The sequence below is a fragment of the Cryobacterium adonitolivorans genome, assembly GCF_004402695.1.
Taxonomy (GTDB): domain Bacteria; phylum Actinomycetota; class Actinomycetes; order Actinomycetales; family Microbacteriaceae; genus Cryobacterium; species Cryobacterium adonitolivorans.
The window spans coordinates 45853-68399 of sequence record NZ_SOFL01000044.1; the positions used below are offsets into that span (position 1 = coordinate 45853).

General features: G+C 69.4%; 14 protein-coding genes and 1 pseudogene. 8 read left to right on the top strand and 7 right to left on the bottom strand.

Annotation, left to right across the window (positions count from 1 at the left end; all coding sequences use genetic code 11):
• Positions 1-193: 193 nt before the first annotated feature.
• Together E3O42_RS13520 and E3O42_RS13525 are read right to left on the bottom strand one after the other, a co-directional pair.
• Positions 194-8542 carry a DUF11 domain-containing protein gene (locus E3O42_RS13520; RefSeq protein ID WP_134454442.1) on the bottom strand — a complete coding sequence of 2783 codons (8349 nt, stop codon included), beginning with the start codon at positions 8540-8542 and terminating at the stop codon, positions 194-196.
• A gap of 211 nt (positions 8543-8753) precedes the next feature.
• A pseudogene (locus E3O42_RS13525) lies at positions 8754-9131 on the bottom strand (GNAT family N-acetyltransferase); the annotation flags it as partial.
• Positions 9132-9312: 181 nt separating this feature from the next.
• On the opposite strand from E3O42_RS13525, the gene E3O42_RS13530 reads away from it, so the two are divergent.
• From E3O42_RS13530 to E3O42_RS13540, 3 genes are read left to right on the top strand one after another with little or no spacing between them, the layout of a single operon-like run.
• Positions 9313-9765, top strand: a complete 453-nt coding sequence (locus tag E3O42_RS13530; RefSeq protein ID WP_134454479.1) for a potassium-transporting ATPase subunit C — start codon at positions 9313-9315, stop codon at positions 9763-9765.
• Between the two features lie 8 nt (positions 9766-9773).
• Positions 9774-12302, top strand: coding sequence for a DUF4118 domain-containing protein (locus E3O42_RS13535; RefSeq protein ID WP_134454443.1), 2529 nt, complete (start codon positions 9774-9776; stop codon positions 12300-12302).
• The gene (locus E3O42_RS13540; RefSeq protein WP_134454444.1) at positions 12299-13000 is read left to right on the top strand and encodes a response regulator; all 702 of its coding nucleotides are present in this window, start codon (positions 12299-12301) and stop codon (positions 12998-13000) included. Before E3O42_RS13535 ends, E3O42_RS13540 begins: the two co-directional genes overlap by 4 nt.
• A gap of 98 nt (positions 13001-13098) precedes the next feature.
• On the opposite strand, the gene pepE is transcribed toward E3O42_RS13540, so the two are convergent.
• The gene (gene pepE / locus E3O42_RS13545) at positions 13099-13866 is read right to left on the bottom strand and encodes a dipeptidase PepE (protein ID WP_134454445.1); all 768 of its coding nucleotides are present in this window, start codon (positions 13864-13866) and stop codon (positions 13099-13101) included.
• A 201-nt stretch (positions 13867-14067) separates the two neighbouring features.
• Here pepE and E3O42_RS13550 point away from each other — a divergent pair, with 201 nt between their 5' ends.
• On the top strand, positions 14068-14958 hold the full coding sequence (locus tag E3O42_RS13550) for a D-hexose-6-phosphate mutarotase (RefSeq protein WP_166788000.1): 891 nt from the start codon (positions 14068-14070) through the stop codon (positions 14956-14958).
• Between the two features lie 26 nt (positions 14959-14984).
• On the opposite strand, the gene E3O42_RS13555 is transcribed toward E3O42_RS13550, so the two are convergent.
• Positions 14985-15302, bottom strand: coding sequence for a hypothetical protein (locus E3O42_RS13555; protein ID WP_198414145.1), 318 nt, complete (start codon positions 15300-15302; stop codon positions 14985-14987).
• Between the two features lie 174 nt (positions 15303-15476).
• Here E3O42_RS13555 and E3O42_RS13560 point away from each other — a divergent pair, with 174 nt between their 5' ends.
• A complete protein-coding gene (locus tag E3O42_RS13560; protein WP_134454447.1) occupies positions 15477-16610 on the top strand; it encodes an SDR family oxidoreductase in 1134 nt (377 codons plus the stop codon).
• A 28-nt stretch (positions 16611-16638) separates the two neighbouring features.
• On the opposite strand, the gene E3O42_RS13565 is transcribed toward E3O42_RS13560, so the two are convergent.
• A complete protein-coding gene (locus tag E3O42_RS13565) occupies positions 16639-16941 on the bottom strand; it encodes a helix-turn-helix domain-containing protein (protein WP_134454448.1) in 303 nt (100 codons plus the stop codon).
• A 63-nt stretch (positions 16942-17004) separates the two neighbouring features.
• Between E3O42_RS13565 and map the strand changes: the two genes are divergently transcribed.
• A complete protein-coding gene (gene map / locus E3O42_RS13570; RefSeq protein ID WP_134454449.1) occupies positions 17005-17787 on the top strand; it encodes a type I methionyl aminopeptidase in 783 nt (260 codons plus the stop codon).
• Positions 17788-18175: 388 nt separating this feature from the next.
• Here map and E3O42_RS13575 read toward each other — a convergent pair whose 3' ends face one another.
• Positions 18176-19474, bottom strand: coding sequence for an ABC transporter permease (locus E3O42_RS13575; protein ID WP_134454450.1), 1299 nt, complete (start codon positions 19472-19474; stop codon positions 18176-18178).
• Positions 19471-20208, bottom strand: coding sequence for an ABC transporter ATP-binding protein (locus tag E3O42_RS13580; RefSeq protein WP_134454451.1), 738 nt, complete (start codon positions 20206-20208; stop codon positions 19471-19473). Before E3O42_RS13580 ends, E3O42_RS13575 begins: the two co-directional genes overlap by 4 nt.
• Positions 20209-20513: 305 nt before the next feature.
• Between E3O42_RS13580 and E3O42_RS13585 the strand changes: the two genes are divergently transcribed.
• Positions 20514-21863, top strand: a complete 1350-nt coding sequence (locus tag E3O42_RS13585) for a sensor histidine kinase (RefSeq protein ID WP_134454452.1) — start codon at positions 20514-20516, stop codon at positions 21861-21863.
• Positions 21860-22531, top strand: coding sequence for a response regulator transcription factor (locus tag E3O42_RS13590; RefSeq protein ID WP_134454453.1), 672 nt, complete (start codon positions 21860-21862; stop codon positions 22529-22531). The genes E3O42_RS13585 and E3O42_RS13590 overlap by 4 nt, the downstream gene beginning before the upstream one ends.
• The last annotated feature ends 16 nt before the right edge of the window (positions 22532-22547 follow it).

Consider the following 22547-nt stretch of genomic DNA (forward strand, 5'->3'; position numbering starts at 1 on the left):
CCCAAGAGGCGTACGGTTACACGTGGAGTTCCCCCACTCCAACGATTGGCCCCGGTGCCAGCTCCCTTTCCCCCAAAGCGTGAGCGGCACCGGGGCTTTTTCACGCCCGGGAGCATCCGCGCAGACTGCAACGGAATACACGAAAGCGGCACCGGCGTGAACCGGTGCCGCTTTCGCTCGACATGCGCTGGTACTAGCGAACGTTCCGCAGGACGCGCCTGTGGCGGTCACGCCACAGCAGTCCTGCTCCCAGGATCAGCGCCAGTATGGCTATCGTGACCCCGATGAACAACATGAGGGCGTCGACGCCCGTTTGCGCCAACCCGAAGATCGTCTGCGCGGCCCGCACTTTGGCTGTGTCCGAAGCGGTGATCGGCGTCTGAGCCGTATCCACGGAGGGACTCTCAGCAGTAACCGTGCCCGCTACCTGCGGGGGTGCGCTCTGGTGCAGTTTCACCGTGAGCGTCACTGTGCGGCTTTCACCGACCGCGAGGGGCCCGGCGAACACGCAGGTCACGGTCTGCCTGGCCAGGAGGCAATTCACGTTCTTCCCGGTGCTGCCCACGTAGGTGACCGAGTCAGGAAGCACGTCGACGATGGTGAAGGTGCCGGGGTTCTCCGTGGGCCCGGAGTTCGTGACCGTGATCAGGTAGTCCAATTGCTGGCCCGCCCGGGCGTCACCGACGTGAGTCTTCGTGAGCCCGAGGCTCACGAGCGGGTCGACCACGAGCGCGTCTGACGCCGTGTTGTTGTCGGCTTCGGGATCGGGTGTCACGGCGGAAACCGCCGCGACATTCTCGACCGACGGGTAGGCGAGCGCCCCCACCGATGCGTTCACGACGAGTTCGGGTGCGATCTGTCGCGGGCCGAGGTCCGTGGCCAGGGAGCAGGTCACCGGCGTCGTGCCGGCGGCCGGGTCGGTCGCCGCCGCGACACAGCTCCACAGCGGGTCGCTGCCGGCGGCATCCACGAAGCCGAGGCCGCGGGGAAGCGTATCCAGCACGGTGATTCCGGACGCCGTGGAGGGTCCGTCGTTGGTGACAACCAGTCGAAAGGCGGTGTTCGTGCCGATGCGGCCGGCGCCGGCGTGCGACTTGAGAATGCCCAGTTCGGCGCTCTGGCCAAGCGTGACCGTGGCCTCGCCGGTGTTGTTGGCCAGCGTTGTCTCGGTACTCGGAGTGGAGACGGTCGCGGTGTTGGTGAGGGTGACCACGCCCAACGCGGGGTCGGAACTCGTGGTGATCGTGAGTGCCGTGGCGGTTCCGCCCGCCCCGAGCCCGACGGAACCGTCACCCAGGGTGCAGGTCACGGGCTGGGGATCGGTGTCTGGCACCGCGTCGGCGAGGCAGGACCAGTCGGGGGTATTCGCCTGCCAACGGATGCCCGCGGGCAGGGTGTCCACGAGTGTGATGGCGCCGACGGCGTCAGATGGCCCGTCGTTGACCAGCACCAGGTCGAAGACGATGTCACTGCCGGCCATCACGTTGGCGCTCGGTGTGGACTTGGTCAGTTCCAGGTCAACGAGGGCCACGACGGTGACCGGAACGGTGTCCGAGTCGGAGTGCGGGGTGGGGCGGCTGTCGGTCCATCCGACGGTGGCCGTGTTGGTGGCCACCGTTGTGTCGAGGATGGCCGAGGACACGGCGGCAGTGACCGTGATCACGGATGCTGTGTCCCCGAGCGTCGCTCGCGCGCAGCTCACCGTGGCCATTGTGCAGGTCCAGCCGTCACCGGAGATCGCGACCGCGGTGAAGCCGGCGGGCAGCAGGTCGGCGACGGTGAGCCCCTCGGCGTTCGACGGGCCGGTTTTCGTCACGGTGAGCGTGTAGCTGATGCTCGTACCGGCCACGACCTCCGTGGCGATGGGGGCGATCGCCTTTACGATGGTGACCTCGGCGAGGGTGGTGACCACGGTCGGGTCTTCGGCCCGGTTGGGGTTGCGGTTGTCGGCGGGCTCGGGGAGCACACCGACGACCGTGGCGACGTTCGTGAATGTCGCCGCGCCGACACCCGCCGGGATCGACACGAGCACGGTGATGGGGTCTGCGGTCGCTCCGGCGTCAAGGATGCCGGCGCTCGTGCAGGTGACGTCCTGGCCCACGGGGGCGGCGCAGTTCCAGCCGCTTCCCGTTGCCGAGACCGGTACGAGGCCCACGGGCACGTGGTCGACGACGACACTGCCGAAGGGGGCGTCGGAGGGGCCGAAGTTGGTCACGGTGAGCGCGTAGTCGACGTTCGTTCCGGCCAGGACCTCGCCGGTGGGGTGCGACTTCGTGATGCCGAGGTCGGACTCGCCGGTGAGGGCGGTGTCGGTCGTGCCGGTGGCGGGCACGGTGTTCGCCGAGGAGACGGTGGCGCTGTTGCGCACGTTACCGGTGAGCGAACTCGGTACGTTCACCAGGACGTCGACCGTTTCGGTGCCGCCGGCGACCAGTGTTCCCGTCAGGGCGCAGCCGATCGTGGCGGGTGCCGGGCTCGTCTCCGAGCAAGCCCAGGTGCCGGGGCCCGCTGCGCCGGGGCCGGCGTAGGTGAGGTCGTTCGGCAGGACGTCTTCGATGGCGACGGTGCGGGCATCCGCGAAGCCGGTATTGGTCACCACGAATCGGTAGGTTGCTGTGGTTCCGGGAACCAGCGTCGGCTCCACGAGCGACTTGTTGATGCCGAGGCTCGTGGTCGTGTCGACCGGCGTGGCGGTTTCGGAGTCGTTGTTTACCGGCACCGGGTCGGTGGTGGTGCCCGACACCGTGGCCGTGTTGGTGAGGCTGCCGGTGAAACCGGAGTCGACCAGGGCGGTGACCACGATGCGGGTGGTGGCGTTGAGGGCCAGGGCACCGTTGAGCGTGCAGGTGACCGTGCCTCCCGTCACGGCACAGGTGGCGTCGGCGCCGGTGACGACCACGTTGGAGATGTTGCCGGGCAGCGTGTCGGTGACGGTGATCGGGCCCGCGGAGTTCGACGGGCCGAGGTTGACGACATCGAGGTGCCAGCTGGCCTGCTGGCCAGCTGCGAACGTGCCCTGTGCCGTCTTGGTGACGGCCAGGTCGGCGCTCGTGGTGACGGCGATCGTCGCCTCGCTGGTGTTGTTGGCGGGTGTGGGGTCGTAGGTTCGGGCGGCGACGCCGGCCGAGTTGGTGACGGTGGTTGCGTCGGCGACGGTGGAGGCCACGGCGACGGCCACGACGATGGCCGGCCAGGCCACGCCGTTCGCGAGCGTCTCGTTGGCGTTGCTGCGTTCACAGTCGAACGCACCGGTGGTCACGTTCGGAGCGGTGCAGGTCCACCCGGTTCCAGATGCCGCGGTGACCGTGATGCCGGCGGGCAGTGGCTGGGCGGGCAGGTCTGTCACAACGAAGTTGCGCCCGCCCAGGCTACCCACCGCGGTGTCCGGTCCGGCGTTGCGCACGGTGAGCGTCCAGGCCCTCGGCGTTGTCGTGCCGGCCAGGAGCGGGTCGCCGGCAGCCTTGGCGATGCGTACGTCGGCGGACTGAATGAAGGCGTCAGCGGTCGCGGTGCCGGGTGCGTAGGACGTGGGGCCGGAACGGCCTGACGCGTCCGTCGCATCCGTTGCCGTGGCGGTGAGCGTGTTGCGGTGCTGCACGCCCGCCCCGCTGCCGGGAGTGGTCGCCGCGGCCGTGGTGGGCTGCGCCGAGAACCGGATGACGATGACCGTCCCCGGGGCGACGGCGGTCAACGGCGCCCAGACCAGGGTCTGCACGCCTCCTGCCGTGCTCAGCACCGGGTCGGCGAGGGTGACGGCGGCCGCGGCCCCGATCTTCACGGTGCCGGTTCCGGCGGTGTAGACCCAGTTGCGCGGGAGTACGTCGGTCGGGGTCACCGTCTTGGCGGTACCGGTACCCGTGTTTCGCAGGGTGAGCATCCAGCCGAAGTCGGTGTTGAGGTACCCCGTCGAGCCGTTGGCAGCGGCCTTGGCCACGGTGACGTTCGGGAAGGCGGGGGTAACGGGTGCGGTGGCGGTCGGCGGATTCGCCGTGTATTCGCGTTCGTCGGTCGCGGCCGTGGGCAGCGAGCGATAGGTGGGAACGCTAACCCGGTTCACGATGGCACCGGTGCCGAGCGTCGACGAGGCGGCGAGCCTGGCCTGGAAGGTCTGCACGTCGCTGCCGCCCTTGGCAATGGTCGCAACCGTCCAGGTGATGGTGTTGCCAGAGAGCACGCCACCTCCGCTGATGTTCGCGATGCTGGCAAGGTCGATACCGCTGGGGATGGTGTCGACGACACTCACATCGAAGGCGTCGCTCGTGGTGGCGGTGCTGCCATTGCGGGTGGTGACGGTGTAGGTGATCACCTGGCCGGGTTCCGGCGTGGTGTCGGACGCGGCCTTACCGATGGTCAGCCTGGGTTCGAGAACGGTCACGTCGGCGGTCGGTGAGGCTGCTGTCTCGTCGAACGTGGCGTCGGCGGCTGTCGGGTTGGCTCCGTTGGCGCGGTTCCAGCCGAGGAACGCGCTGTTTTTGAGGATGTCACCCGCCGTGCCGGCGAGCACGGTAGCGGAGAACGTCACCGTGATGGTGCGGTTCTCGGAGGAGGCGAGCACGTCGCCGAGCACCCAACCGATCTTTTGGCCTGAAGCGGTGAGCTGTGCTCCGTTACCGGGCAGGTCGCCGGCGCAGGAGACGCCCTGGGCGGTGAGGCAGGTGACGGTGGCGCTGCCCGGGCGGATACCCGCCGGCAGGGTGTCGATGATGGCGGCGTCGTAGAACTGCACGTTCAGCGGCAAAGCCACGGAGACCGTGTAGTCGACCGTGCCGCCGATGGTGGCGGAGGCCGGCTGCACCGTCTTCACGGTGACGGCCCCTTCGACAGTGACGGTGGCGGAGGACGTTGCCGCCACGACGAGTTCGGTCGCCGAATCGTTGACCGGCGTCACGTTCTGGCCGGGGTCGTTGTCGAGGGTTGACCCGGTCACGAACGCGGTGTTGATGTACTTCACCAATCCAGCAGAATCCGGGTCGACGACGGCCCCGAAGGTGACGGTCGTGACAGCCGGGTTCAGCAGCGCCCCGCTGGCCGGCAGGGTCCAGGTGAGTTTCGTGGTGCCGCTGGCGCAGCCGTTCGCGCCGGTTCCGGCCGCGGACGCGGTCACCGTTCCGGCGGGCGAGGTGAGAAACCCGGTGCCCGGCGTGAAGAGCAGGCCGCCGGGCAGGCAGTCGGTGATGACGGAGTCGAAGGCCGCCGGTCGGCCCGCGGCGTTGCCCGCGGTCAGGGTGAACGTGACGAGCTCGCCACCTCGCGCGGTGGGCTTGTCGACCGATTTGGCCAGCGTGGGCGCCGGGGCGACGACGGTGACGGTCTTCGTCGCGGTGCGCGGGGCAACCGCGGTGCCCGCCGGGGTCGCGTTGCTGGCGAACCTGGCGGTGTTGGTGAGAGTCCCGGAGGAAAGCCCGACGCCCACGAGCACGCCCGGCACGGTCACGGTGAAGGTCTGGTCGAGTGCGGAGACATTGTCGTAGGTGCTCGGGAACGTCAGGGCGCCTGTGGCGCTGTCGAGGCTGAAGCCAGCGGTCACCGGCGAATATGTCGCTCCCGTGGCCGGCTTGGTGAGGCCGGCGACCATCGGGTCGGACAGCACTCCGTCGAAGACCGTTGAGCCGGCGGGTACGGTGACGCTGAAGGTGTAGTCGACCGTTTCACCGGCGACGACCTGGGAGTTCAGGTCGTTGTTGCTCGCGACGATGTTGGTGACGCCGGTTTTGGCGACGAGGGTGTCGGGCAGGTGCACCTCGGCGGTGTCGTTGGCCGGCGGGGCCGTGCCATCGACATTGTGGCTCGGGTCGAGGGAGCCCTTCGGGAAGAACGTGGTGTCGCCCCCGCTGGTGTTCGGCGAGGTGAACGCCACAACGGATGCCGTGTTGGTGAATTTCGAGGTGACGCTCACGTTCTGCGGCACTGTGATGCTGTAACTCACGCCGGTCGAGGCGCCGGCCGCGAGGGGGCCGGGCACGGTCCACACGATGACGCTGCGCGGATCCGATCCGAGGGTGGCCGGGTATCCGGGGTCTCCCGGGTTCACGCAGGTGCCGGAGTTGCTGATCGACGCGACCGTCCAGCCGGTGCACGTGTAGTCGGCGGGCAGGGCATCCCATACCGCGATATCCGCTACCGGCACGTTGTTGTTGTTCGTCGCGGCGAAGGGCTTGTTGGCGATGTCGACCGAGAAGGTGACCAGGTTGCCTTCCCGCACCAGGACGCTGTCGTTCGGTGCGGCCGGGGCCACCCCGTTGACGAGGGCAACGGCCTTGTCGAGGGTGAGCACCGGTGCCGGCGCGATGCCGAAGTCCACCTGGTCGCGCAGGGCGAGCACGGTTCCGTCGGTGGAATTCTGGCGATACTTCATGAGGTTGGCGGTGATGTCCACCTCGGTGCCCGTGGACTGGCCCGTGACCGTGGCGCTGACATAGAGGGTGAGCACAGCGCCCTGGGGAACGAAACGATCGCCGCCGGACCCGACATCGCCGAGCGCCCACGCGGCCGGGAACGCGTTCGCGTCGGTGGGGGTCGCGGCCTGGGTGCCCGCAACCGGCGTGACGGTGACGCCGCCGTCGTCGTCGAAGCCGGCGAACGTGGTGCCAACGGGAACGAAGTCGGTGATCTGCGCGTTGCGGGTCTTGCTCGACGTGGAGAATGCAACGGTCAGCTCGAAGCACACGGTGTCGCCGAGTTGATAGGTGGGCGTGTCGGAGTCGGTGTAGTTTCCTGCACTGGCCTCGCAGTCCACGGCGGTCCCGCCGGTCGGGCGCGGGAGGACCTTCTTGTTGATGACCGGGCCGCTCGAGTCGAGGCCGGCCTCTGAGTCATCCGTGACGGCCTTGGCGCCCTCGCCGGGCGTGCGCCCCGCGGTGGTGCCGGTGATGCTGACTACGTTCAGGAAGCCGTCGCCGGCCGCGGTGGGCACACCGGTTCCGGTTCCGGTTGAGGTCGTGCCCTCGTAGTTGGCGCCCATGTAGGCGTCGTAGCTGATGGTCAGGCTCGTGTCGTGGGCGAGAGCCGTCGGAGCCGGCGTCATCGTCACGGTGAAGGTGCCGTCGGCGTTGGCGACAGCGCTGTCGACGGTGGCGCCGGTGACGACACCGTCGGCGCAGCCTGCGCTCCGGGTGAAGACAACGCTCGCCGGCAGCATCGGGCAGAGGCCGTTGGGGATCACGTCGACGATGGTCATGGCGCTGTCATCGGTGTACTCACCAGCGCGGAGCAGCAGGCTGAATGTCGCCACTTTGCCGGCCCCGAAGCCCGAGGTGCCGGTCTTGACTATGGAGAGGTCCATGGCCCGCACCGTGACGCTGTCGCTCGAGGTCGTTGCGCGGTCGGCCTCCGTTGCGACGAGGCCGGAGTAGCGTCCGGAGGCCGTCGCGGTGTTCGTGAGCGCCTGGCCCGCGTTCGCGGCGTCTTCCTGACGGGTTGACGCTCCGGTGTTGTTGTCCAGGTTTGCACCCTGCAGGCCAGAGCTGGAATCCGGCGCCGTGCCGGCCGCCCACCTCTCGTTGGCGAGCAGCGGGATTCCCGCGGCATAGTTGACGGTGACGGTGGCGCCCGCAGCGAGGGTGCCGAGGTTCCAGGTGACCTTGGTGAAGACCTGCCCGATAAAGTCCGGGCGGTCAGTGACGGTCTCCACTGACTCCGCTACGACGCAGTCAGCGGGTACGGCAGCGGTCTGGTCGAGGCGCCCGGAAGAAGGGTACTCCTCGGTGGCCTGGGCGCTGTTGTCGGTGGCGCCGCAGCCGAGGAATTCGAGCCCCGCGGGCAGGTAGTCCACGAGAACGACGTTGTCGGTGGGCGCGATGGTCGTGTTGCGGGTGGCGATCGTGTACACGGTGGCTTGGTGCTGCACACCGCGCATGAGCTCGTGCTCGGGACTCGGCTCGGTCTTCGTGACCTCGATTGCCGCCACCTTCGTCGCGGTGGGGGTCGCCGTGGCCGAGGCGGTGAAGTTGCTCGCCGCGCCGGTGGTGGCGGTGAACTTCACGAGCAAGCGCGGGTTGGACTGGGCGTACACCGCTGCCGCGCCCGGGATGGTCGAGCCCACCGGGTAGCGAACCGGGTCGGGAACGACGGCGAACGACAGGGGTGCGGCCACTCCGGCGGGGAGGTCGGCGACGTTCGACCACACGAGCACCTGGTGCGTCACGGCGGGCACACCCGGGCCGGCCGGTGTGTCGGTGATCGTGATGACGGTGGGGTCGACGGTTGACCCGTTCGTGGCGGAGCTGCCGGGGGCGTAGCTCACGCCAGCGGGAAGCTCGTAGCGGAAGGCCAGGTTGAAGTGGTCGGTGGCGCTGGAGGCCTGCGCCTCCAGCGAGATGGTGACCTGCTCCCCGTGCAGAACCGTGGTGGCCTCGGTCGCGGTCAGGGTGATGAACTCGTCGGCAACGGCCGGGCTCAGGAACACTCCGACCGTGAGCCCGACGGCTACGAGCAGGCTGGCCACCGCACCGGCGAGAACACGCATGTGACGCCGGGTCGGGGCGAGAAACCCGCGGGTGAACAGTGGACGACGGTGGCGCATGCGGGCAGAGGGCAGGGGCATCGTGAGCTCCAGGACGGGTGCGGCGCAACGGATCAGCGCTATTGCCTGCCCCGGGACGTGATTTCATCAAGGTTTGCACACGCGTCGATCTGGCCGGATCAGAAATCCTCCTGTTCGGGGGACGAGATCGGACAAACGTTACACAATCGCGACCTATGAACCATGCGATGCCGGCCCGGCGTTCCATCCAATGCCCGGGGGCGGCCACGACGTCGAAGCCGAACTTGGCATACAGGCCGTGAGCGGTCGAGGTTGCCAGCGCCACCCGTCGCAGGTTCAGGGCGTCGAGCGTCGCTCCGACGTTGTGGATCAGCGCCACGCCCACGCCGTTGCCACGCACGCCGGGGTCAACGAACACATCGCAAAGCCAGGCGAACGTGACCGAGTCGGTCACCAGACGCGCGTAAGCCACCTGCCGGCCCGTAACCACATCGAACATGCCGAAGTTGAGGGAGGAGTCGATCGCGGCATCCTGCACCGACCGTGCACGACCGAGGGCCCAGTACGCCTCCGTGCTCAGCCAGAGATGGATTCGCTCGCGGTCCATCTCGTCCCGGTCGGCAGAGAAGCTGTACCAGTGATCTGTCATGGGGTCCCTCAACCGGAACCGGCCGGGTCACGCAAACCCGACGCCGGCCCGACTTTCCGGCCTGCTTTTTGCATAACTCCTGCAATTTCTGCCGCCCGGGGGCGAAACGGCCAGTTTGAGCCCGAATCTCGAAAAATGCAGGAGTTGTGCAACCCGCACTGGGCGGTGGGGTCGGGCAGGGCTGCGAGGCGGGCGTATCCTGTCGGCGATCATCTTCAATGCCATCATTATCGTCGCGCTGATTCCGCTGGCCCTGCGGGGCGTGCGCTACCGCCCGGCGAGCGCGTCGAGCATCCTCGGCCGCAACCTGCTGATCACCCTGGTCGGCCAGTTCTTCACGGATGCGGACGGCGTGGCCCTGCCCGAATGGTTCCGGTTCTGCCCCTCCGCGGCCGGCGAGATCCCCGCGGGCGCCGTCACCGCGTCCGCCTCCGGCCTCGACCCGCACATCAGCCCGGCATACGCCCTGCAGCAGGTGCCGCGCGTGGCGGCGGCCCGCGACCTGTCTGGGGCAACCGTGCGCGCGCTCGTCGAGTCGGTCGAACAGGGGCGTGACCTCAGGTTTCTCGGCGAACCGACCGTGAATGTGCTCAACTTGAACCTCGAGCTCGCGAAGCTCGACTCCAGCAGATGAGGTAACCCATGAAACGCGGCCGATTGCGCGTGCTGCTCGGCGCCGCCCCCGGCGTCGGCAAGACCTACAGCATGCTCGAAGAAGGTCGCCGGCTGCGGGACGAGGGCAAAGATGTGGTCGTCGCGGTCGTGGAAACCCACGGCCGCGCAGCCACCGCGCTCATGGCGGAGGGCCTCGAGGCGGTACCGCGAATACTCGTTCAGCACCGCGGCATCGAGCTGAGCGAACTCGACCTGGCCACCGTGCTCGACCGCCGGCCCGAGATCGCCCTGGTCGATGAGCTCGCCCACACCAACGCCCCCGGCTCGGCGCACTCCAAGCGCTACCAGGACGTGGAGGCGCTGTTGGCGGCCGGAATCGACGTGATCTCGACCGTCAACATCCAGCACATCGAATCCCTCAACGATGTCGTGCAGCAGATCACCGGGGTGCCGCAGCGCGAGACGCTGCCGGATGTGGTGCTGCGCACCGCCGATCAGGTGGAGGTCGTCGACCTGGCACCGCAGGCCCTGCGCGACAGGCTCGCCGAGGGCAATGTGTACCCGGCGGCCCGCATCGACGCGGCACTGTCAAACTATTTCCGGCTCGGCAACCTCACCGCCCTGCGCGAGCTGGCGCTGCTCTGGCTGGCCGACGAGGTCGACACGGCGCTGCAGAGCTACCGAGCCGAGCACGGCATCTCGAACAAGTGGGAGGCCCGCGAACGCGTGGTCGTGGCGCTCACCGGAGGCCCAGAGGGCGACACCCTGATCCGCCGCGGCGCTCGCATCGCCGCGCGCTCGGCCGGCGGCGAGCTCATGGCCGCGCACGTGATCAGCCAGGACGGCCTGGCCGCACCGCATCCGGGCGCGCTGGCGGCGCAACGGGCGTTGGTGGAGGAACTCGGCGGCAGCTACCACCAGGTAGTCGGTGACGACATCCCCCGGGCGCTGGTGGAGTTCGCCCGCGCCGCCAACGCCACCCAGCTGGTGATCGGAGTCAGCCGCCGCAACCGGCTGACCGCGGCGCTGTCCGGGCCGGGCATCGGCAGCACCATCACGCGCGAGTCCGGCGACATCGACGTGCACATCGTCACCCACTCCGCGGCCGGCGGAAAGTTCGCCCTGCCCAGGCTCGGCGGCTCGCTCACCGTGCGGCGGCGCCTGGCCGGATTCGCCCTGGCCCTGGTCGGCGGGCCGCTGCTGACCTGGCTGCTCGTCAGCTTCCGCAGCGAGGAGTCGATCACCAGCGACGTGCTCAGCTACCAGCTGCTCGTGGTGGTCGTCGCGCTGGTCGGCGGGCTCTGGCCGGCGCTGTTCGCGGCTCTGTTGAGCGGGCTCACGCTGGACTACTTCCTGGTGCAGCCGCTGTACACGGTCACGGTGGCCGAGCCGCTGCACCTCTTCGCTCTCTCCCTCTACCTCGTCAACGCGCTCCTGGTGAGCATCGTCGTCGACCAGGCGGCCCGGCGCAGCCGGACGGCCCGGCGGGCGGCGGCCGAATCCGAGCTGCTGGCCACCGTGGCCGGCAGCGTGCTGCGCGGGGAGGACGCCCTGCAGGCGCTGGTCACCCGCACCCGCGAGGCGTTCGGACTCGACCGGGTGCGACTGCTCGCCAATGGCGCGGTGCTGGCCGAGGCGAGTGCGGCGGATGCGGCGGCGCCGGGCGCGGCGGCACCCGCGGGCACGATCATGCCCATCGGCAGCCGGGCCACCCTGGAGCTGTCCGGCCCCGACCTCGCCGCGTCCGAGCGCCGGCTGCTCAGCGTAATCGCGAGCCAGATCGATGCCGCCCTCGAGCATCGCGACCTCGCCCAGACGGCCAGCGAGATCGGCCCGCTGGAGGAGGCGGACCGCATGCGCAGCGCCCTGCTCGCCGCCGTCGGCCACGACCTGCGCCGGCCCCTCGCCGCCGCGACCACGGCCATCAGCGGGCTCAGGGCCACCGACATCACCCTCCCCGAGACCGACCGCACCGAACTGCTGGCCACGGCCGGCGAAAGCCTGGACACCCTCGCCTCGCTGGTGACCAACCTGCTCGACGTGAGCCGGTTGCAGGCCGGGGCGCTGGCCGTGGCGCTGGAGCCCGTCGACCTCGCCGACGTGGTTATGCCGGCGCTCGACGAGCTCGGCCTCGGGCCGGACACCGTGCAGCTCGATCTGCCGGGCGAGACCGCGCCGGTGCTCGCCGACCCCGGCCTGCTGCAGCGCGCGGTGGTGAACCTGCTCACCAACGCCATCCGTTTCTCGCCGCCCGGCACACCCGCCCGGGTGTCGGCCAGCCGGTTCGCCAACACCGTGCAGCTGCGCATCATGGACCAGGGACCCGGCATCCCGGCCGACCGGCGGGGAGATGTGTTCGTGCCGTTCCAGCGGCTGGGCGACATCGACAATGCCACCGGCCTAGGTCTCGGCCTGGCCCTGTCGAAAGGGTTCGTCGAGGGCATGGGCGGCACCCTCGAGGCCGACGACACCCCCGGCGGCGGGCTCACCATGGTGATCACCCTGCCGGCCGTCGAGTACACCGCAGAGCCTGACAGCGACGAGGTCAGGCCATGAGAATCCTGATCGCCGACGATGACCCGCAGATCCTCCGGGCCCTGCGCATCACCCTCGGCGCCCGCGGCTACGAGATCGTCACCGCCCACGACGGCGTGACCGCTCTGGCGGCAATCGTGGAGTACCACCCCGATCTGTTGATGCTGGACCTCGGCATGCCCGCCCTCGACGGTCTCGCCGTGATCGACTCGGTGCGTGCGTGGAACAGCGTGCCGATCCTGGTGGTGAGCGGCCGCAGCGGCGCCTCCGACAAGGTGGAGGCCCTGGACCGGGGCGCCGACGACTATGTCACCAAGCCGTTCTCGATCGACGAACTGCTGGCCCGCATCCGCGCCCTCACCCGCCGGATGCCCACCAGCGGCGACGAACCCGTGGTCACCTTCGGCAACATCACGGTGGACCTGCCGGCCAAGACCATCGTGCGAGCCGCCGCCGGCGGAGCCGAGCACGTGCGGCTGACCCCGACCGAGTGGCAGATCCTGGAGCTGCTGCTGCGCACCCCGGGCAAACTGGTGACCCGCCAGGCCCTCTACGCCGAGGTCTGGGGCCAGCACAAGATGACCGACACCGGCTACCTGCGGCTCTACCTCGCCCAGCTGCGCAAGAAGCTCGAGACGGACCCGTCCCGGCCCCGCTACCTGATCACCGAGGCCGGTATGGGCTACCGTTTCGCGCCAGACCCGCCCGCCGGCGCCTGAGCCGAGCGGATGCCCTGCGCCTGCGGATGCCTGCGGTTGCGCGCTCTGCGGGTCAGGCGATCCCCGCAATCACGCCGAGCTCACCCTGATCAACCGCCTCAGCTCACCGCTTTCGCCAGGGGGCGGTCATACCGGGGACGCCGCACCAACAGGGAGCTGACGTCTCCGGCGACGTTTCGCGGCGCGCGCCCTCGTTCGAACAGGATACCCGGTTCGGCCGGCAGCGGATCCGCCGAGCCGCCGCCGACCACGGCGAGCGCGCAGGCCAGCGTCGAGGTGACACTGAGGTGGGTACCCTCGCGCAGGCCCAGGACCGGCACGTCGTTCTCATCGAGGAACTCCGTCAGCCGGGACTCGCGGGAGTCACCGGTGTGCACGCCTGCCGGGTCGGTGTCGAGGTAATGCGGGTTGATCTGGAACGGAACCAGGCCGAGCGCATCGAACGACTCGGGCTGCACGATGGGCATGTCGTTGGTGGTGCGGATGCTGGGCGCGGTGATGGTGGCTCCGGCGCTGGAGCCCAGGTAGGGCAGGCCGTTCTGCACCCGGGCGCGGATGACCGGTATCAGGCCGAGACGCTGCAGGGCGGCGAGGAGGCGGAACGTGTTGCCCCCGCCGACGAAGAGCGCCTGGGCGGACGCGACAGCGGCGACCGGGTCGGCCGCCTCGTGCAGTCCGCGCGCCGCGATGCCGTGCGGCTCGAGGGCTGCCCGCACCGACGCCGTATAGGCGTCGAGGTCGCCGCCCGCGAAAGGCACGAAAGTGACCACGGTCACGCCGTGCAGAAAAGCGAGCACCTCGGGCAGTGCGTGCTCGAGGTAGCCCTGGCCGGGGCTGGTGCAGTTGGCGAGGAGGAGCAGCTGCATGGGGTCCTTCCGATCGGGATGGTTCACTGGGGCGCTCGACGTGAGACCCGAGGAGGCCCATTCCGTCGCTCGAGAGGTGATACTACCTCTCTCCAGACGGAGCCGCCGGGGAGGTTTTCCCTTCCGGTCGTGAACCCGACAGCCGCCAGGGGGCCCGGGTTCTTAGGATGGGAGCACGCCCCATCGACCACGGAGGTCATCATGTCTGCCATCAACCCGCAAATGCCCGAACTACCGTCGTCCGTCGAACTGGGGATGGGCCAGGGCGGCCTCGCCGTGGCCCGCGTATTCGCCCCCACCGGCACCGCCGAGATCTATCTCCGCGGCGCTCACGTCAGCGCCTGGGCACCCACCGGCGGCAGATCGGTGATCTGGATGAGCGCAAAGAGCGAGTACGTGTCGGGCGTGCCTCTGCGCGGAGGCGTGCCGATCTGCTTCCCCTGGTTCGCCGCGCATCCCACGGATGCCACCGCCCCGTCACACGGATTCGCACGACTGGCCGACTGGCGCCTCACCGAAGCGCGCGAGGCCGGCGATGACGTGGTGCTGGTCTTCGTGCTCACCGACACCGAGGCCACCCGGGCGTCCGCCTGGCCGCACCGGTTCGAGGCGCGTTACACAGTCACCGTCGGCGCCCAGTTGTCGCTCTCGCTGCAGGTCACCAACCGCGACAACGTGCAGCTGAGCTTCGAGCAGGCCCTGCACACCTACCTCGACGTCGCCGACATCCGCCAGACCGAGGTGTCGGGACTGGAAGGTGCCCCGTTCACCGACCGCCTGACCGGCGCGCGCCCCGCCGAGAGCGAGCCCGTGCGCTTCGGCGCCGAAACCGACCGGATCTACCTGAACTCCACGGCCGCCACGACGGTGACGGATGCCGCGACCGGCCGGGAGATCACCGTCACGAAGCAGGGCTCGGCGAGCACCGTTGTGTGGAACCCGTGGATCGACAAGGCCGCCGCGATGGCCGACTTCGGCGACGCTGAGTACACCGGCATGGTGTGCGTGGAGACCTGCAACATCCGCGACAACGCGATCACCCTGACCCCGGGCGCCAGCCACGAGATGAGCGTGCGCTACTCCGTGGCGTGAGCCCGGTGTGCGGGGCAGGCGGCGCGTCAGCCCTTGCGGCCCGGCGTGGCGTACCCGCCGGCGCTCGCGGGGCCGCCGAAGGCGATGGCCACCCCGATCATGAAGCCGAAGTTGTACCAGTTGCCGTCGTTCCGCACCTCGTAGATGTTCACCTCGGCGTTGAACAGCGAGACGATGAAGGTGATCGGGCTGATGAAGCCCTGCCACAGGCCCAACCAGAAACCCGCCAGCTCGTCGGGCGGCACCGTGGCCGGCACCTCGTTGGCGCCCGGCGCGCACCCGGTCAGCACCAGCGCCGCCAGCATGACCACCACGGCGAGCGCCGCGACCCTCGACCTGCCCATGATTCCTCCAGGGAGCGACCGCTCGGCCCGCGGCCGGCGCCGCGCGCCGGCCTGCCGACGTCGCACACGGTAGGCGCGCTCCCTCACCCCAGCAAGGTGCCCGGCCCGAACCCGAACCGCCGGCCGGCCGGCCGGAGCGGAATTCCCTGGCCGGTCACTCTGTTGTCCTCCGTGATGCCTACTCCAGACGACGCCCTGCCCATTCCAGCACCCCACACCGTCGGTCCCGCCGGCACCCCGAGCCGGCCAGGGCGCACCGCCCTCGTCGCCGGTGCCAGCGGCATCGCCGGATCGGCACTGGTGGACCTGCTCACCGAGCAGGGCTGGAGCGTCATCGCCCTCTCCCGCACACCCGTCACCCCGCGCCCCGGCGTGATCCCGGTGAGCGCCGACCTCCGGTCCGTCGACTCTCTGCGCACCGCCCTGGCCGGCCACGCACCCACCCACGTGTTCTTCACCGCGTGGCTGCGCCAGAACACCGAGGCCGAGAATATCGTCGTCAACTCCGCCATGGTGCGCGACCTGCTCACCGCGCTGGCTGACGCCCCGGTTCGGCACGTGGCCCTGATGACCGGGCTCAAGCAGTACCTCGGCCCGTTCGAGGCCTACGGCCAGGGCGAGGTGCCCGACACCCCGTTCCACGAAGACGAGCCGCGCCTCTCGGTGGAGAACTTCTACTACGCGCAGGAGGACGAACTCTGGGCCGCCGCCCGGGCACGGGGCTTCACCTGGTCGGTGCACCGCGCCCACACCGTGATCGGCCACGCCGTCGGCAACGCCATGAACATGGGCTCCACCCTCGCCGTATACGCGGCCGTCTGCAAGGAACTCAATCGCCCGTTCATCTTCCCCGGCTCCGAGACCCAGTGGAACGGCGTCACCGACATGACCGACTCCGGCCTGCTCGCCGACCAGATGGTCTGGGCCGCCACCACCCCGGCCGCCGCAGACACCGCCTTCAACATCGTCAACGGCGACACCTTCCGGTGGCGCTGGCTCTGGCCGCGCCTGGCCGCCTATTTCGGCGTCGCGCCGGAGGGTTTCAAGGGCGCCCCGCGGCCGCTCGAGACGCAAATGGCGGATGCCCAGCACGTCTGGGACCGCATCGTGGCCCAGCACGGCCTCGTGGAGGCCGACCTCGCCCGCCTGGCGTCCTGGTGGCACACCGACGCCGACCTCGGCCGCACCATGGAGGTGTTCGCTGACATGGGCCGCAGCCGGACCGCGTGCTTCACCGACTACCGCAACACCGAGCAGGCGTTCCTGGATCTGTTCGACCGGTACCGCGCCGAGCGTCTCATTCCCTAGACGGTCCTGATGCCCAGGGAGTCGAGGCCTAGGAGGCCATCCGCTCTGAGGCGCCGGCACCGGAGCCGGCCGGTTCGACACCGCGTTCGGGCCGGTTGATCTCGGCCCACACCGTATCGAGGGAGAGTCCGAGAACCTCGGCGATCGCCGCGATGGTCGGGAAGGCCGGGGTCGCGATGCGTCCCGACTCGATCTTCCGGAGGGTCTCCGGTGAGACGCGGGCATCCAGCGCGGTGTGGAGCATCGAGCGCTCCCCCCGGGCGGAACGCAGGAGGGCACCGAGGCGTGCTCCGCGCTCGAGCTGGGCGGGTGTGAGCGGCAACCTGACCATGACGCCAATTCTACCGGGATAATATGGCCGGTATAGTTATTGGTTCACCGAGAAGGGCGCCGCATGATCGAAATCCTGCACCCCACCGAACTGGTCCGAGCGCGGGAGTCAGGCGCGCTGGTCGCTCACATCCTGCAGACGCTGAAGAGCCGCAGCACGGTCGGCACCAACCTGCTGGACATCGACCGGTGGGCCCAGGCCATGATCATCGAGGCCGGCGCGCAGTCCTGCTACGTCGACTACGCGCCGTCCTTCGGGCGCGGGCCGTTCGGCCACTACATCTGCACGGCCGTCAACGACGCGGTGCTGCACGGACTGCCCCGCGACTACGCGCTGGCCGACGGCGACCTGCTCACCCTCGACCTCGCCCTCTCCACCAACGGGATCGCCGCAGACTCGGCCATCAGCTTTCTGGTGGGTGACTCCAAGCCCTCGGAGAGCGTCGCGATGATCGACGCGACCGAACGGGCGCTACACGCGGGGATCGCCGCTGCCGGGCCGGGAGCTCGGATCGGCGACATCTCCTTTGCCATCGGCTCGGTGCTCAGCGAGGCGGGCTACCCGATCAACGTCGAGTTCGGCGGCCACGGCATCGGGTCGACGATGCACCAGGACCCGCACGTGTCGAACAGCGGGCGGCCCGGCCGCGGCTACCGGCTGCGGCCCGGGTTGCTGCTGGCGCTGGAACCGTGGGTCATGGTCGACACCGCCGAACTGATCACCGATGCCGACGGCTGGACGCTCCGTAGCGCGACGGGCTGCCGCACAGCACACAGTGAACACACGATCGCCATCACCGACGACGGAGCCGAGGTCCTCACCCTGCCGTCGCCGGCGCATCCGTGACCGGGCCGGTCCCGGTCGGCTGCCTCGCCGGCGCCGGCTGGGTCAAAGGTTGAGGGAATACAGGCTGAGCGCGTTCCCGTCCGGATCGGTGAAGTCGAAGTAGTCCACGACCGCCGGCACGTGCTCGAGCGGGCCGAGCGCCAGGCCCGCTGAGTTGCAGGTCGATGGGCCCGACCGCGAGTTCGATCACCCCTGGAGCCGGTTCCACCGAGGGCGACGACACCTCGAACACCCGCCGATACCAACTCTCGGCGGCCGGCAGATCGCGAACGGGCAGGCCTACTGTTGCGCTCGTCACTTTCATGCACACCATCTCACCGCGTGGCAGGCACGCGGAAGGGCCCGCACCCGCGTGAGCGGATGCGGGCCTTGCGTCCAGCGGCGCCGACTACTCGTAACGGAGCGACTCGATCGGGTCCTGTCGTGCGGCACGCAACGCCGGGATGGTGCCGGCCAGGAAGGCCAGGCCCATGACCACCAGGATGATCGTGGCGAGCGCCGTCGGGTCGAAGGCCACCAGGGTGAGTCCGGGCAGGTCGGCGAGCAGGGTGTCGGCCAGCAGGGAGTTGGCAGCAAATCCGGCCAGCATGCCCACTCCGACGCCGAGCGCGCTGCCCATCAGACCGATGAACACGGCCTCCAGGCTGAACAGGCCGAAAATCTTGCCGCCGCCCAGGCCCATGGCCTTCATCAGCCCGATTTCCCGAGTGCGTTCCTGCACGCTCATCAGCAGCGTGTTGACGATGCCGAAACCGGCGGCCAGCAGGGCGATCACGGCAAACGCGTTGAGCACCAGCACGATGCCGTCGATGACGGCCTTGAACGAGCCGATCTGGTCTTCCACCGTGGTGCCGGTGTAGCCCAGGTCGGCCAGATCGGCCTTGAGCGCGGTCAGGTCGGCCTCGGTGCCGGTCGGATCGAACCGGACCACGGCCTGCGCGTAGCTGTCCTTGCTTGTCTCGGACAGGCCCACGCTCTGGGCGTTGTAGAGCGCCTCGGTGAGCACCTCGTTGGCGGTGAACGCCGTGGATCCGACCAGGCCCTCCTCTGACACCCCGACGATGGTGGCGGTGAGCTCGGACTGCGTGCCCGTGACGTCGGTGATACCGAAGGTGAGGGTGGAGCCCAGGGCGTCGGCGTTGTCCGCGAAGCCCAGGGGCGTAACGAACGAGACCGGGACGGCGACCTGGTATTCGCTGCTGTCCGCGGCGGGCTCAGCGCCCGCGGCGAGGTCCAGGGCCATTCCGGGGATGAAGCTTCCCACGTTCGCCTCGTACGGGGTGCCGTCATCGACCTGGACGAAGTCGGGACTCACGCTCAGCTGCGGTTGCACCGAGAGCACGCCGTCGACGTCAGCAATCGAGTCGAGGTCGGCGGAGGTGAGGGCCACAAGGCTGGCGCCCGGGGCACCGGGAGGAGCGTTCGGGGAATCGATCGCCACGGCGTCCGGGTCGTACTCGACCGGGCCATCCGCCGTATCTTCGGCCGCCTTGGTGACCGTGATGACGTCGTCGGCGCCGATCGAGGCCACCGTCGTGTCGATGTACTGGTTGATGCCGGTGCCGACCCCGCTGGTGAGGGTGAGGGTGAAGGCGCCGATGAAGATCGAGAGCACCGTGAGGGTGGTGCGGGTCTTGCTGCGGAGGCTGTTCTTGATCGCCGAGCGGATCAGATCGAAGGCGTTCATGCGCGCACCTCCTCCACGGTCGAGGCGGCTGCCGGGGTGGCGGGCACCGCGTGCAGGCTGTCGGTGATGAGACCGTCGCGGATGTATACGCGGCGGTCGCAGCGCGCCGCGAGATCCTCGTCGTGGGTCACGATGATGAGGGTGATGCCCTTCTCCTTCTGCAGCGAGAACAGGATGTCCTCCACGACCTTGCCGGTGGCGGAGTCGAGGTTGCCGGTGGGTTCGTCGGCGAAGATGACGCTGGGGTTGTTCACGAGCGCCCGGGCGATCACCACGCGCTGCTTCTGGCCGCCGGAGAGGTCGGTGGCCTTGTTGCGGGCCTTGTCGTCCAGTTCCAGCTGCTCCAGGGCCGCCATGCCGCGGCGTTTGCGTTCGGCGCCGCCGATGCCGGCGATCTGCAGCGGCAGCGTTACGTTGTCGAGCACGCTCGTGTTGGGGGTGAGGAAGAACTGCTGGAAAACAAACCCGAAGGTCTCATTGCGGGTCTGGTTGACAACGCGGCCGCTCAGGGCACTGGCATCGCGGCCGCTGAGCTCCACCGCGCCGGAGCTGGGGTTGTCGAGCAGCGCCAGCAGGTGCATCAGGGTGGACTTGCCCGACCCGCTCTTGCCGACGATGGCGATGGATTCGCCCTGGTGAATGTCGAGGGAGACGCCTTTGAGGGCGTCGAACCGGGTGGCGCCGCGGCCGTACGACTTATGTATGTCGCGGGCGGCGAGAATGGGCACGGTCATGGGTGGGCTCTCCTGGTTGGGCCGCAGATGCGGGGTGCGCGGATGCGGGGCGCGGGTTGGCGTGCCGGCCGGACCGGCTCACGTTGAACCGGTCCAACGGCACGAGTCCAGCCTCGCGGGGTGATCCGGGATGGGCATCCTCCGACCGTGGCAACCTGGGAATACCGCGTCTGGGACCGTTTCGGGGCCTACCGGCCCCGGGGTACCACGAACGCAGTACACCCGGCACCCACGGGCGCAGGCAGACGCCGGCCGGCTCGGTTGACACAATGGGTTCAAGCCCGAATCCCGGGCGGGAGGACAGCATGCCCAGCCAGCACGACAACGCCCCGGAAACCCACGAACCGGAAACCCGCACCCTGCGCGATCCGGGAACGCCGAACGGGGGGCGGCGCTACGCGCCCGATCCGGCCGAACGCAGCTTCTCGCCGCTGTCCTGGCTGCCGTTCTGGCTGCGCGACGTCATCCTCGTGCTCCTCGTGGCCCTTCCGAGCTTTGCTCCTACCGGGTTCGGCGGCAATTTCACGTCCAGCCCGGCCGCGGCTCTCCTGGTTGTGGTCTCCGCAGCTTCGGTGCTGCTGCGTTGGCGGGCACCACTGGCCGGCGCGTCCGTGGCCGTGGTCGCCTGCGTGCTCGGCCTGGTCGTCGACGGGCCGATCGTGACCTGTTTGATTGCGGTGTTGATCGGGGTCTTCGCTGTGGCCCGGCGGCTGCCTCGACGAACCTCGCTACTCTTCTCCGCCGGCACCGTCGTGCTGCTGGCAGGGGCCACCCTGGCCTTCCTGGCCTCGCCCTGGAACGATGCCCGCGCGATGTTGCAGCTGGCGGCGTTCGTGGGCTTCGCCACCGCGGCCGGAGACGCCAACCGGTCGCATGCGGCGTACATTCGCGGCATCACCGAGCGGGCCCGCCGCGCCGAGGAGACCAAGGAGGCTGAGGCGTTGCGCCGGGTGGCCGAAGAGCGCCTGCGCATCGCCCGCGACCTGCACGACCTGCTCGCACACCAGATCGCGGTGATAAATCTGCACTCCAGCGTGGCCTCCCAGGCGCTGCCCGACCGCCCGGACGACGCCGAGAAGTCGCTGGCCACCATCCGCGAGGCCGCCCGCACCGTGCTGGGCGAGATCGGCAGCTTGCTCAACGTGCTGCGGGCCACGGACGCCGGCGGCACCGGCCTGTCGACGGTGCCCGTCGCCGGGCTCGCCGACCTCGAGGCGCTGCTGACCGACTTCGAGCGCAGCGGGCTACGCGTGGACCACCGGGTGGCCGGCACGCCGAGACCACTCCCCGGCGCCGTCGACATGGTGGCGTATCGCGCGGTACAGGAGGCGCTGACCAACGCGCACAAGCATGGCGCGGACCACTCCGCGCTGCTGCACCTGGACTATCAGCCGGCGGGAGTGGAGATCACGGTGACCAATACCGTGGATGCGACGCCCCGCCCCGGGTCAGCGGCGGATACCGCGGCAGCGGCCGGTGCCGGACACGGCCTGCTCGGCGCCCGCGAACGGGTGGGCTCCGTGGGCGGCCGGCTCACCGCGGCGAGGGGCCCCGGCCCGGTCTTCAGGTTCACCGCCTGGCTACCCACCGACACCGCAATCGGCACCGGCCCGGCCGCCGCCTTCTCAGATTCCCAACCGAATGGTGCGTCATGATTTCCGTGGTTCTCGCCGACGACCAGTCCCTGATCCGCACGGCGGTGGCCGAGCTCGTCTCGCACGAGGAGGGCTTCACCGTGGCCGGGCAGGCCGGCAATGGGCGCGAGGCCGTTGACCTGGTACGGGCGCTGCGACCGGACATCGTGCTCATGGACATCCGGATGCCCGTCATGGACGGCATCCAGGCGACCGCGGCGATCTGCGCCGAACCTGACCTTGCCGGCACCCGCATCATCGTGCTCACCACCTTCGAGGAAGACGAATACGTGCTGCAGGCCCTGCGCGCGGGAGCCAGCGGGTTCGTCGGCAAGGGTACCGAAGCGCGCGACCTGATGAACGCCATCCGCACCGTGCACGACGGTGATGCCCTGCTCTCGCCGCGGGCGACGAAGGCCCTCATCGACCGCTACACCGCTCCCGTCGAGCCGGCCGCCCTCGTGGCGCCGGCCGCGCTGGCGTTGCTCACCGAGCGAGAGCGGGAAATCCTGCTGCTTGTGGGCCGCGGCCATGCCAATGGGGCCATCGCCGACGAACTGGTGATCTCCCCGCACACCGCCAAGACCCACGTGAACCGCATGATGACCAAGCTCGGCGCGCACGACCGTGCCCAGCTGGTGATCGTCGCCTACGAGTCGGGCCTGCTCGTGCCCGGCGCGCACCCCTGAGCACCCCGCGAGTTGC

Coding starts and splice junctions, on each gene's coding strand:
- E3O42_RS13585 (WP_134454452.1), top strand. CDS start 20,514: ATGCCCAGCCAGCACGACAACGCCCCGGAAACCCACGAACCGGAAACC.
- E3O42_RS13560 (WP_134454447.1), top strand. CDS start 15,477: ATGCCTACTCCAGACGACGCCCTGCCCATTCCAGCACCCCACACCGTC.
- E3O42_RS13555 (WP_198414145.1), bottom strand. CDS start 15,302: ATGGGCAGGTCGAGGGTCGCGGCGCTCGCCGTGGTGGTCATGCTGGCG.
- E3O42_RS13540 (WP_134454444.1), top strand. CDS start 12,299: ATGAGAATCCTGATCGCCGACGATGACCCGCAGATCCTCCGGGCCCTG.
- E3O42_RS13590 (WP_134454453.1), top strand. CDS start 21,860: ATGATTTCCGTGGTTCTCGCCGACGACCAGTCCCTGATCCGCACGGCG.
- E3O42_RS13565 (WP_134454448.1), bottom strand. CDS start 16,941: ATGGTCAGGTTGCCGCTCACACCCGCCCAGCTCGAGCGCGGAGCACGC.
- E3O42_RS13575 (WP_134454450.1), bottom strand. CDS start 19,474: ATGAACGCCTTCGATCTGATCCGCTCGGCGATCAAGAACAGCCTCCGC.
- E3O42_RS13580 (WP_134454451.1), bottom strand. CDS start 20,208: ATGACCGTGCCCATTCTCGCCGCCCGCGACATACATAAGTCGTACGGC.
- E3O42_RS13535 (WP_134454443.1), top strand. CDS start 9,774: ATGAAACGCGGCCGATTGCGCGTGCTGCTCGGCGCCGCCCCCGGCGTC.
- E3O42_RS13550 (WP_166788000.1), top strand. CDS start 14,068: ATGTCTGCCATCAACCCGCAAATGCCCGAACTACCGTCGTCCGTCGAA.
- E3O42_RS13520 (WP_134454442.1), bottom strand. CDS start 8,542: ATGCCCCTGCCCTCTGCCCGCATGCGCCACCGTCGTCCACTGTTCACC.
- pepE (WP_134454445.1), bottom strand. CDS start 13,866: ATGCAGCTGCTCCTCCTCGCCAACTGCACCAGCCCCGGCCAGGGCTAC.
- map (WP_134454449.1), top strand. CDS start 17,005: ATGATCGAAATCCTGCACCCCACCGAACTGGTCCGAGCGCGGGAGTCA.